This window comes from Psychrobacter sp. JB193 (assembly GCF_002285555.1).
Classification (GTDB): Bacteria; Pseudomonadota; Gammaproteobacteria; order Pseudomonadales; family Moraxellaceae; genus Psychrobacter; species Psychrobacter alimentarius.
This window is the reverse complement of sequence record NZ_NRGY01000001.1, coordinates 745,053-757,794: the sequence shown is the minus strand read 5'-3', so window position 1 is coordinate 757,794 and position 12,742 is coordinate 745,053. Positions and strand designations below refer to the sequence as shown.

General features: G+C 43.4%; 5 protein-coding genes. 2 read left to right on the top strand and 3 right to left on the bottom strand.

Translation table 11 applies throughout. The features are described from left to right. Nucleotides 1-66: 66 nt before the first annotated feature. From CIK80_RS03260 to CIK80_RS03250, 3 genes are all read right to left on the bottom strand, one after another. Nucleotides 67-1,251, bottom strand: coding sequence for a hypothetical protein (locus CIK80_RS03260; protein WP_095568855.1), 1,185 nt, complete (start codon nucleotides 1,249-1,251; stop codon nucleotides 67-69). 224 nt (nucleotides 1,252-1,475) lie between these two features. Further along, the gene (coq7, locus tag CIK80_RS03255) at nucleotides 1,476-2,120 is read right to left on the bottom strand and encodes a 2-polyprenyl-3-methyl-6-methoxy-1,4-benzoquinone monooxygenase (protein ID WP_062844132.1); all 645 of its coding nucleotides are present in this window, start codon (nucleotides 2,118-2,120) and stop codon (nucleotides 1,476-1,478) included. 258 nt (nucleotides 2,121-2,378) lie between these two features. Beyond that, nucleotides 2,379-3,710: an MFS transporter gene (locus tag CIK80_RS03250; protein WP_095568854.1), complete on the bottom strand. Its 1,332-nt coding sequence runs from the start codon at nucleotides 3,708-3,710 to the stop codon at nucleotides 2,379-2,381. A 442-nt stretch (nucleotides 3,711-4,152) separates the two neighbouring features. Between CIK80_RS03250 and CIK80_RS03245 the strand changes: the two genes are divergently transcribed. Beyond that, nucleotides 4,153-7,677, top strand: a complete 3,525-nt coding sequence (locus CIK80_RS03245) for a BamA/TamA family outer membrane protein (protein ID WP_095568853.1) — start codon at nucleotides 4,153-4,155, stop codon at nucleotides 7,675-7,677. A gap of 69 nt (nucleotides 7,678-7,746) precedes the next feature. Then, complete coding sequence (locus CIK80_RS03240; RefSeq protein ID WP_095568852.1) at nucleotides 7,747-12,741, top strand: translocation/assembly module TamB domain-containing protein; 4,995 nt, start codon at nucleotides 7,747-7,749, stop codon at nucleotides 12,739-12,741. Nucleotide 12,742 lies beyond the last annotated feature (1 nt).

Genomic DNA, 12,742 nt, shown 5'->3' with positions numbered 1-12,742 from the left:
TTATATCAACTTACTATCGACATAAAATAATGGCGCTCAATATCAAGCCTAGATTATATAGGATTATCAGACATTTGGTTTAACATTGATGTCAGGAGCAGGAATATCCCAAATATAGAACTTACCTTCCTCTACCAGCTTAATTTGTTGAGGAATGATGGTATTGTTTGGATTTTCTCCAGCAAGACGACGCAAACGCTGCAATGCATTATCACGACGATCACTTAGTACATCTGACTGTGCCAAGCTTTGCTCTGCTTCTGTGTACCCCAAAGACACCGCTTTATCCAGATACTTTTGACCTTCTTTGAATCCACCGCCTTCTGACAACATCATGCCGTATAAAAAGTTAGCTTCGCCACTATCAGGTTGAATTTTGATAGCGCGATCAACATATTTCCCGCCACGTATGGTGTAATCCGAGCCTAAATCTAGGTTACGTCCCATACCGTTTAGTTTGGCAGCACGAAGCAAGACATCGTAAGAAGCATTTGGCGATTGGGCATAAGGCTCGATCCATTCAGTCAATACTTTAATTTTTTCACGAGTATTATAGCGCTGGGTGCGATTAGGAAAGTTTGGTGGGTAATGACGCGCATTGGGTGACGCTTCTGCGATGAAAGCATCAAGCAGACTCACATCTAGTTTATCTGTACCAAGCCCCTTTTGTTGAGGAATCAGTACAGTAGTGACAAAGCTGACGTCAGACAGTTGTACTTGCGGTGTTGGAATATTAGGAAGCTGACCGCCACGAAGGTCAATGCCTGCTGCGACCATTGGACTTGGCGTGTATACGCGAGTAGTAGTATTGCCTGTCAATTCAGAGTCGTCAACTCCTGCAGCCGTCGCTGGTTTTGGTGTAGTGCCGCTACTCATTGGTGCATTATTTTGTTGGACACTGTTCTGTTGGACGGTATTTTGTTGATTACTATTTTGCTGAGCAGTATTCAGCGGCATGGTAGTAGCTACAGCGTCCATTGATGTGTCTGGTTGAGGGGCTGTTTGTGTGTTAGGTGCCGTGGCACTGACAGTAGCGTTGGGCCGTGCAAGACGAATGACTCGTTTGCTTGAGTCCATAGCACTAGGTACAGAGGTACTGGTCGCAGACGCAGCAGCGGTATCCGTTTCAGCAGCATTAACAGGTGCTGATAGCATCATTGCACAAGCAGCCGCTAGTGCTGTCAAGGTAGCAAGCTTAGGTGACTTGGCTGGCAAGCGGCTAGAGAGAGTCGATTGGTGGTTGGCTTTCATAAAAATCGTTACCTTAATTATTCATGGTTGAGCAAATGGATGGCAATTGGGTTATGTCTGTGAGGCAAAATCGTACAAATTTTTAATACCCTACCAAATTAAACTCAACGCTATCAGTAGTAGGATTGTTAATGGTGAGAATTAACCAAGTTGGGGTTTATCGCTAACACTGTACATCGCTAATCGTGCTTACTGTATTAACGACGATAAAAGCTATCTAAACGTTACAAATGATAAGCAGTGGCTTTCATGCGATTCGCCATCCAGCGCATGGTCTGACGAACTGGTGGTGGTAATGCTGCACCGCCACTTGTCAGTGCTAACTCACGATGGTGCAACTCTTCAAGATCCATCTGGGCCAGTATCTCTTTTGAGCGCTGATCGTGTTCAGGCAACTGCTTGATATGATCTTGCAGGTGTTCACTCACTTGTGCTTCCGTTTCAGCGACAAACCCCAAACTGAACTCATTAGAGATGGCGCCTGCCACCGCTCCAAGGCCAAAGGACATGCCATACCATAATGGCGTAAAGACACTGGGATGACTGCCCAATTCATTTAGACGAGTCTCACACCAAACCAGATGATCGACTTCTTCTTCGGCTGAGTGTTGCATGGCTTGTTTGACGCCTTCGTCTTTAGCAGTAAACGCTTGCCCATGATATAGCCCTTGCGCACAGACTTCGCCTGTATGATTGATACGCATCAAACCTGCGACATGGCGTGCTTCTGTGATCGTAAGCTCAGGAATATCATCACTGCTTACAGGTAACGGACGGGTACTAGGATTGGAATTGGGCACGACAGCTCGTAATGCCTTGTCGACCCCAAGTAATAAATGATCGATTTTGGATAAGGGACGCGGGGCCATAATTCACTCCTGATGGCTTAAAGTACGGTAAGGCTTAAGGTAGTATAAATACATTCTATCGATAAGGTGTCACCAATAAAATAGAATTATCTGCTTCTTTTTTGGGATGATTCTAATCATGATGGCATGTTTTTTACTATAGCAAATAATCCAAATTATCAGCACAAATATTAGTGCCTTCACAATTTACTCATGCAACAGAAATGATGCTTATTTGTATGTCTCAGGGATACAAGCTTTTCATCTCTCACTTTAATATTATGAGCTGACCACATCATTTGTTTGAATAACGGCATCTTTGATGTGTTTGTTGAGCTTGACATACAAAAACGCACCAAAGGCAATGTTCAGTAAGCCTGTCACTAAGAAGAGCTGTGGTAATGTTAAGCCCAAGGCGTTCAAAATAACAATCGCAAAAATGGCTGAGGTCACCATAAAGATGGCATTAAATATGTTATTTGCACCTACAATACGAGCACGATGGCTTTTAGGGGCATATGCTTGCATAGAGGCGTACAAAGGCACGATATACAAACCACCACTAAACCCTAAAAAGAACAGGTCTGCAAACACACGCCAGCTACCATTGAGTCCAAATAAATCGCGAATACTGAGTAAAGCGCTATTATTAACATCAATATTCAGGCTTGAAAGCGAAAAATACAAATCAATGGCGAAAATACTGAGACCTGCAATGCCAAAAGGCAGTAGACGTAGACTGACCTGATTTTTGGTCAATGATTTACACAATAGTGAACCAATTGAAACGCCGACAGAAAACAGGGTTAATAAGAAAATAACCACTGACTCATCGCCTTGCAAAATGACCTTGCTAAACTCTGGGGTTTGCGTCAAAAATGTGGCCCCATAAAACCAAAACCAGCTATTACCAAGGATGACAAAGAATAAAAAAGGCAATGAGTATAAATAGCGAATCGTTGATAAGCTGGTGGTGATGATGTTCCAGTTAATTTTTAGATTGGGCTGCATCGCAGGCATGGTAGGAATATATCGCGCAGCCAAATAACCCAGAACAGCGACAATCAATACAGTGACGCTAATCCAGTATAGCGATTGTGATAGCTGAGTTAACACACCCGCGATAATCATGCCCAAAAGAATGGCAAGCGATGTACCCATTTGAAACAGCCCATTGGCGCCAACTAACTCATCTTCTTTCATCGCTTGTGGCAAATAGGCGTACTTAATTGGTCCAAAAAAAGTCGAATGTGTACCCATTAAAAACAGCGCCACAAATAACAGCGCATACCACTCAAAAACGAAGCCAACCGCAGCAATTGCCATAATCACTAACTCCAACAATTTAATAAATTGCGTGAGTTTTGACTTTTCGAACTTATCGGCAATTTGTCCCGCCAGTGCTGAAAATAAAAAATAGGGCAAAATAAATAACATAGCGGCCAAGTTATTTAAAATGCTTACTTCCATTCCTAACTGACTAGCAGCGGTATAGGTCAGAACCAGTATGAGTGCTTGTTTAAAAATGTTGTCATTAAACGCGCCCAAAAATTGGGTAAAAAACATAGCGTTAAAACGGCGATGCTTAAACAGTTGAAACTGATTTGCCATGGAGGTTCCTGCAGATAGGTCGCGGCTGATTGAGTGAAAAAACGTCAAACATAATTTTTGAGATAAAGTTAATTATCAATATTATCAAAAACTTATTTGAATGTAGCATAGGTTTTGTCAATATTAGGAAGTATAATAGCAAGGCTTTAGAAAAAATACATGCAGCCTATGCTATGATTTCATAATTAACTAAGTTATGATTTGTAAATTTCGCATCGTTGCATTATAAAGTGTGAGTGATGCTAAAGGTTCACTATTACCCAATTTTAACTCTTAGTAAGTACAAAACAAGACTAAAGTCTGTCTGTTAGGCTATCATTATCCAAGTTAGGTAAGATAGTCACCATCATTTTCATCAACTGCTTGACGTTTATCCACCGGTAAGACTTGGCGATTATTGTCGCTAATAATATTGTGCCGCGTGAGGTGATAGGAACCGAACATGAAACATCAGCCTTCAACGCCATCGCGCAACGTATCAATCATGCAGCGTGTTACTGTCAACACACAGGATGATATTAGTAACCACAGCCATCAAGAGAATTTTCAAAAGACGATGAACGATACGCATAATAATGTCCCACGTATTTATTTTAGACGTTCCGCACTTTTTACAGCATTAGCAACCAGCCTAGTCGGTTTTGGAATTGTGCCTATAGCATTTGCTGATACCACAGATAGTACAACAATTGATAATCAATCTATTACTGATCAAGCCATGGCTGATAAAGCATCCAGCTTAGTAGAAGGCAACACTGAGCAAGAGGATGATCAGCTTAATATGGCTTTAGATGCATTACGCCTAAAGAAGGCAGTAGAACAGGGCATCATCGAGCAATCTGTATTGGATGATTATGCCGAACAAAGTCTCGGTGCCAAAAAATCAGATTCAAAAACTGAAACCACGCAAAACCCAAATACTCAGTCTCCAAACACGTCTAACTCTCAGACGAATATGAATTATGCAGAAAATGCGGATAGCAATCTTGATCTGTCTGACAATGCCAATGACGATTTAGCACAACAAGCCGCAACGATACAACAACAGGGTTATCAGATGATGACTCCTGAGCAGATTGATCGTGAGCTGGCTGCGATGGATCTACAAAATACACAAGACATTGATGATATAAACAATAGTAATAGCCTTAACAATAACAGCAATACTATCAGCAGCAATGACAGTGATTTTGATGGACCAATTGCAACATTGGCAGATACTACTCCGCCAATTGGCTTAGATGCGGAACTGGATGCGAACAGTCTGCCCATACCTAATAACCTCGATACTTTAGGTCGAAATGAGACAGCAGCTGAGCAAGCCGAAACGTCTGAGGTTATGTCGCGCCCGATCGATGTAAGCGATGCTGTCAGTAGTAGAGATGAGGAAGGAACGAGTGAAGGTATCGTTGCAGCAGGTGATGTCACTGGTGCAGAGAGCACATCATCATCAGATATTATAAATCCTGATGATTACTTGCCAGATTATCAAACAGAAGATCAGGCGATTAGCCAAAGCATCGAGCAAGCGGACAAACCCAAGCCTTTAGCTCGTAACAGAGGAAATATCGTCAAACGCCTTTATAACCGTTTGTTTAATAGTGGTGCCATAACATTACCACACGTAGACACCACGATTTATATGAGTCAAGCAGCGCCTGATGGTACGGTGGATAACACATCGAAAGTAGTCAAGGCAGATAATGATATTCAGCCTATGAAAAACATCAAAGCAGCGCTTGATGATACAACAGTACAATCAGTGGTCGACTTTACAGCCGCCTTGCCTCGGTTACGTGAAACAGCGTTAGATGCTGCCAAAGCTGTTGGATATTATGATGTTACCTTGCGTTTACGCCAGCCCAATGCCGATACGATAGATGTCATTATCGATGAATTGGGCGAACCTGTGCGCGTGGATAGTCGCATTGTTGAGATTCGCGGTGAAGGCCGTGAACAAAAAGAGTTTATTGAGTTTGAAAAAGAGCTGCCCCCACAAGAAGGCGATATTTTCAATCACCGTGTGTATCAAAACAGCAAAGCTGCGCTTGAGTCGCTGAGCAATACCTATGGGTATTTTGATCAATATTGGTTAAACAAGTCTGTCGATATTATCTTGCCTGATAATACAGCAGATATCTCTTTAATCTACAATACTGGCGATCGTTATGAGTTTGATGATGTGGTGTTCTTTACCTATGATGCAGAAACGAACACGCTGACTCAAGATCCAGATAAGCTGCCTGTCGAATTGTCATTATTACAGCAGCTGTTTGAATTCAAGCCTGGCGATCCGTTTTATCGTCCAGATGTGACTAAGTTCAGCAACGATTTGTCAGCCACACGTTACTTTAATACGGTCAACGTCGAATCAATACTGCCGCCAAATGAACGCAGTGAAGCCAGCACATTGGCATTTAGCAATGCGCCAAACACCGATAATGAAACACTAGATGGTGATATCAATAGTGATGGGACAACAAGCGCTGTCGCTATAAATGCTGATAATACCAATAGTACAGAAACCTTAGCAGCAGCCAATAATTCGCGTAATATCAGTCAAGACAATGCCAGCACTTCTGTTGATTCGGATGAGGTTGGCACAGCAAGCCAAAGCGATACTAGTGCCAACAGTGGCGATACAGTGAACCCAGCTGATATTGCTACCCTCGAGTTTGAGGCGGATGAAGAAACACTAGACAAACTGCAAGCCATTAGACGAAAAGCAGAACGCTTGAGCAACTTACCAGATGATCGTGTATTAGATGAAAAAGATCAAGAAGCGCAGAATCTGTTAGGCAAAATCAGTGATTCAATTAGTAATGTGGCTCAAAAAATATTCCCTGATGAAAAAAGCATTCTTGCAGATGAAAATTTTGTGCCACCAACACTAGCAGGACGCAAAACTCCGCAAGATGTCGTAGAAAGCAAAAAAGTACCGCTGTATGTTTTCGTATCTTCCAGTAAGCCTCGGGATGCTCAAGTTGGTCTTGGTTATGGCACAGATACAGGTGTACGAGCAACGGCAAAAATAGATTACAACTTATTGAACCGTCAAGGTTATCAGGCGGGAGCAGAAACTGAAGTCTCAAGAATTAATAAAAATATAGGCGTTTACGCCAGTCGACCTTGGAAGCATCCACTCAATGACAAATTGGAAGGACGCCTCACGTATGAAGAAGAGGTAATCGATCAAGGCGAAGGTAACTTTGATCTGTCTACTCGCACACTAAAAGCAGCATTGAATCGCAATATCCGTCGTGAAGAAGGCTGGAATAGTAGCTACTCTGTGCGTTATCGTTTGGATGAGCTTGAAACAGGCGTTGATGATACTAAGTTGGACGATCTTCCCATACGTTTTACTTCTTCTAACCCTAAGCAAAAAGCATTGCTATTTGGCTATGGTATTAATAAAACCAGTGTTGATAATGCGACCAATCCAACGCGTGGTATACGCCAGTATTACTCACTTGAAGCTGGAACAGAGAGCGCCTTTAGTGATACTGATTTGGCAATCGCGCGTGCAGGGGTCAGTGGTATCTATAGCTTTGGCGAAGACAAAAAGCATCAGGTACTAGGTAGTCTAAACACAGGCTACATTTGGGCGGATGATTTTTATGATGTGCCTTATAAACTTCGCTTCTTTGCAGGTGGCGATCAGAGTATCCGAGGCTACGACTATGAAAGTTTATCTCCGATTGATAAAGGCTATCTAACGGGTGGACAGATTCTCGCAGTGGGTAGTGCAGAGTACAATTATGAATTCAGACCTGGCTTTCGTGGTGCATTTTTCACTGATGTAGGTAATGCCTATGACAAGAATTTTGATACTGAGACAAAAGTTGGTGTTGGTGTTGGGGTTCGCTGGGCATCACCCATTGGCGTGGTCAGAGTCGATGTGGCAGCTGGGGTGACAGAAGATAGCATCCCAGTCAGGCTGCATTTCTTTATTGGCTCGCCTTTATAATTGGATTTAGTGGTTTTTTTATTTATCGTGCCAATTGCTGGTAATCATTCTTTAACGTAGTTGAGTGTCATGCTGACAAATAATACCCCGCCTAATAACTCACCAGATGAAGATCCAGCACAGCGCGATGCTCGTGCAGTCAAACGTTGGTATCCGCTGTCTTTTTTACTCAAGCTACTGGTGCTGATCTTAATCGTATTAGTGATTATGTTTGCGGTCTTCTTCTATGCGGTAGGCACCGATTCAGGTACCAAATTTGTATTAGACAAAATCAGTGCCGAGACAGGAATCAAGTTTAAGTACGGGCGCGGTAACTTACGTGATGGTATTTGGATTACGGACATCGATATCGACGCGACTGAAGATCTTGAAGTACTGATCGATAAAGCCTATGTCAAGATTGGTTGGCGTGCCGTGTTTGCCAAAGAAGTGCATTTGCGTGATGCAGACATACAAACTATTGAGATTCTCAATAATAAGCCGCCAACAGGTGAGCCGTTCGACTATAAGACCTTGCAGTTGCCAGTGAATTTGCGTTTTGATCAAGCTAACATTAAAAAAGTTATCTATAAGCAAGTGACTAAAGATCCCATTATTGTTCATGATATTGCTGCCCGTGATTTGACATGGGTAGGCAGTACTGTGACGGTTGGGCGTGGTGATCTGCGCTATGCCGACATAGTTAAAGTCAGTGCGTTGCAAGGTAATATTGATTTGCAAGGGGATTATCCACTGGACTTGAGCGCCATTGCAGAAGTCAGTGCCTTAGACAAAGCTTATATTGACCCGCTCAATATTACCGCAACAGGAACGCTTAAGCGTACAGTCGGTAAAGTACGTAGCCGCTATAACGATAGTGATGTTAGTGGTGATTTTGTTGTGCAGGGATTGGATACTGATGCGCCGTTCCAAGCAAAACTGCAATGGGATGATATTTTAATTCCTTATGCCGAAGATCAGAACATTCGTCTAAAAAGTGGTAGAGCAACTGCCACGGGGGTTGTCTCAGAAATACGCTTGCGAATCAATACTGAGCTTACAGCAAAAGATATTCCTTCAGGTCACTATCAAGGTCGCGGTATTATCGCAAACAGTCAGTTACGTATCGATCGCTTGGATGCCGAAGTTCCTGCTGGTCATTTGATATTGCAAGGTATTTTGGATTGGCAAGAAAGCTTTGATGCAAAACTGCGAGCAACTGGTAGCAATTTTGATATCCGTAAAGCCATTCCAAATGAATATGCCGACTTTAAAGCGTATGCACCGCAAAAGCTTAACGGTAGACTGTCATTGCATTATCAGCTTCAGAATACATCTGGTAATACACAGATTGATGCAGATTTGCGTCAACGAGATGGTGAGCACCTCAATGCCAATATGGTCGCTGGTAAGACGTCAGCGAAGTCTAAGCAAGCAGCGCCTTGGTATATTGATGCAAGATGGGAAAACCTAATCCGTCGAAATGTACCCGATATTGGTAATATTGACAGTCCAAGTGGACAAGCGAATGTCATTATTCAGGGATCACGACTATCCGTCGATGCCAATGCCGTTATCAATGAGTTAAATGCTGCGCCCAAAGGTAACTATGATGTGCGCATACGTAAAGCGGGTGACGTCATTGATATTAACCGTCTTAACTATAAAGGCATCGTGGGTGATTTATCAGGTACTGGACAGATTCAGCTGGCAAACAATCGCCGTCCATTATCATGGCAAGTCGATGCGCGTACCAATGGTTTGCTTCTCAAGCAGTATCGCAGTGACTTACCGCTTGAGCGTTTGACTGGTAATATCAGTGCGCGTGGTCGTCTATTAAATATCACTAAAGGTGGCGTGAGTGGTCAGCGTCATATCATTACTTTAAACAACACAGATTTGCAGGCACAGCTTGATGCCACGCAAGATAGCCGTACTATTGGCATCACAGGTGGCGGTGACGCCAGTGTCGATATCGTTGGTGGTGAGCTGTCTGTCTTTGATGCAAGATTTAATGGACAGATTGATACGGCAGATGTACCAAAAGGACGCCTTGTCATCGATGCGGCAGGCACGCCAAATCTTATCAGCATCCGCAAAGTTAATTACAATGGTGAAGCAGGCGCAGTAAATGCCAAAGGCGTTATCGATTTGCGCAAAAATATTGGCTGGACTATTGATGGCCGTTTTGATCAGTTTAACTTGGGCTATTTCTTACCTAATAACCCAGCAATCATTACGGGTGATCTAAAAACCAGTGGTGAATGGCAAACTGCGCCCAAAAACCAAGCAAATGCGGCAGGCAAGTTGCAACGTTTCGCCGTCAATTTCGATGGCATACTAGATGCAGAGCAACTGCCAGCAGGTAAGTTGACCATTGATGCTAGTGGCGATGCGCAACTGATTCGTATCAAACGTCTGCGTCATGTGGGTGCAGCAGGCAGTATTGATGCCAAAGGCACCATAGATGTTCGTCAAGGGATTGCTTGGGATATCAATGCGGTAATGGATCGCTTTAACCTAGGTTACTTCCTTAAAGACACCCCAAGTCTTATCACCGGTACCATCAATACGGATGGTCGTTGGAGTGATATACAGCAAACCATCAATGTTGATCAGATTGATCTTAGAGGTATGCTAAAAGGTCAGACGCTAAGTGCCAAAGGCAGCTTAGCAGCAAAAATGCGTCTGCCAAAAGACTTAGCGAGCTATTTCAAACGTCTCCAAACACAAGACGCGCAAGCACAATATAGACAAGTTAATGCCTTGATTGATAGTTTGAATGCGGACAATTTGGTACTGCGTTGGGGTGATAACTACATTACTGCAAATGGTAATGCCAAGCAATTACAAGCAAAAATCAATATTACCAGTTTGGATCAGCTTTCAGATAAGCTGACAGGCAAAGTTACAGGCGGTGCGACTTTAGCACAGCCAGCAGGACAAGCGTTACCAACCATCTATATTGATTTGGTGGGTGAGCGTCTTGCACTGCCAGGTTTTGTCTTACGTCAAGGACGCGTGCGCGGCAAGTTGGTCAACTTGGCAAATAGCCCAAGCCAGCTGATTGTGACGGCGGAGGGTTTGGATGCGGCTGGTCAAAGCTTTAAGAGCCTTAATGTGACCTTTAACGGCACTGAGCAGGCACACGTGGTCGATCTTGGGGTTATCAATGATCAGCTGGATGTTAGCGCACGGCTTAAAGGCGGTTTTGATCGTAATAACCTTAGCTGGTCTGGTGTGATTGGTCGAGGCCGTATCAAGTCCAAATACGCAACATTAAACCAGTTACAGCCAGCACAACTGATTGTGAATTTACCTAATAACCAGAACGGTAAAAATAATGACCTAAGAGTGCAGCTGGCAGCCCATTGTTGGCAAGCTTCTGACCAAACGGGTAAGCTGTGCTTACGCGAAAACTTAGTGGCATCGCCAGATAAAGGTGAAGTCAATGTCGCTTTGCAAAATTTAGATACGTCATTGTTCTCAGTCTTTTTACCTAAAGATATTGAATGGCAAGCCAAGATTAACGGTAAGGCTATTGTCGGCTGGCAAAAAGGTCGCCCGCCAACTATCAATACGACATTATACTCGGATAATGGCAAAATCGGCTTAACCCAAGATGGCGATAGTACACCTGTCTCCTTACCTTACAAGCGTGTGTCACTTATTGCTTTATCAGTCCCTGAGGGTATCAAGCTACGTACTGACATCAATACGGGTCGCGGCGCTCGCGGCTATGCTGAAGTCGTGGTTGATCCTTATAAAGCGCCTAAGCCAATCTCTGGTGCACTGGTGTTAAATGAGCTTAACTTAGCGGTATTTAAGCCTTTCTTACCAGGTATGCGAGTACTTGAGGGTAATATCACGATGGCAGGTGGGCTTGGCGGTACATTAGATACACCGCAGTTTTACGGTGATGTAAAGCTTGCTAATGGTCGTATCGCGATGCTCGATTTGCCAGTGAATTTGACTAATATAAATACTGAAGCCAAAATTCGTGGCACACAGGCAACCATTGATGGTTCATTTAAAAGTGGTACTGGTAATGGCACCTTAACAGGAACAGTGAATTGGCAACAAAAGCTACAAGCCAAATTGAGTATCGTTGGGGAGCGTTTGGTAATCACGCAGCCGCCGTTACTGGTCGCTGAGATTAATCCTGATATTGATATTATCGTGCGTCCAACTGATCGTTATGTCGATATTAAGGGTGCTGTCACTGTGCCTTCAGCGACTATTCGTCCACCAGAAGCCAGCGAGGATATCATTACACAAACCGAAGATGCGGTTGTACTTGATCGTCGTCTGATTGGTAATATTAATGACGTATTGGCTGTCTCAAAACCTTGGTCTATCAATGCTGATGTTGGTGTTGATTTGGGCGATGATATCAACTTCCGTGGTTTTGGTGCCGTTATTCCATTGGCAGGCGCGATTAATATCACTCAGTCTGGTACGGGTGTCATGCGTGCAAGGGGTGTGGTGCAAGTATCACGTCGTACTAGTGTTGGTATCTTTGGTCAGAATTTGGACCTTAACTATGGCCAAGTACGTTTCAATGGCGATGTCATGAAGCCCAATCTTAGTATTGAAGCCGTTAAAGAGATCAGTGGTAAGACTGTGGGTGTACGTGTCAAAGGCAGTACTGAAAGTCCAAATATTGTTGTCTTTAATAATGCAGGTTTAACCCAGCAGCAAGCGATGAATGCGCTAGTAACTGGTCGAATTGATAATAGAAGCGCCACACAGATCAGTGAGCAAGGATTTAAGTCGCAAGTTACCAACAATTTGGCAGCCGCTGGATTGAATTTTGGTTTGGGTGGTACGCGTAACTTAACCAATCAAATTGGACAAGCTTTTGGTTTCCAAAGCCTGACAGTCGATGCCTCAGGTAGCAGTGAGGATACCAATGTCAACGTAACAGGTTATGTGTCTCCCGATCTATATATTCGCTATGGTGTCGGTGTGTTCAATGCACAAAATAGCCTGTCGGTTCGTTACCAGCTGACTCGTCGTATCTATGTCGAAGCGACTTCAGCGGTAGAAAACGTAGTCGATGTGGTGTATAGCTGGCAGTTTTAGA

Coding starts and splice junctions, on each gene's coding strand:
- CIK80_RS03240 (WP_095568852.1), top strand. CDS start 7,747: ATGCTGACAAATAATACCCCGCCTAATAACTCACCAGATGAAGATCCA.
- CIK80_RS03245 (WP_095568853.1), top strand. CDS start 4,153: ATGAAACATCAGCCTTCAACGCCATCGCGCAACGTATCAATCATGCAG.
- coq7 (WP_062844132.1), bottom strand. CDS start 2,120: ATGGCCCCGCGTCCCTTATCCAAAATCGATCATTTATTACTTGGGGTC.
- CIK80_RS03250 (WP_095568854.1), bottom strand. CDS start 3,710: ATGGCAAATCAGTTTCAACTGTTTAAGCATCGCCGTTTTAACGCTATG.
- CIK80_RS03260 (WP_095568855.1), bottom strand. CDS start 1,251: ATGAAAGCCAACCACCAATCGACTCTCTCTAGCCGCTTGCCAGCCAAG.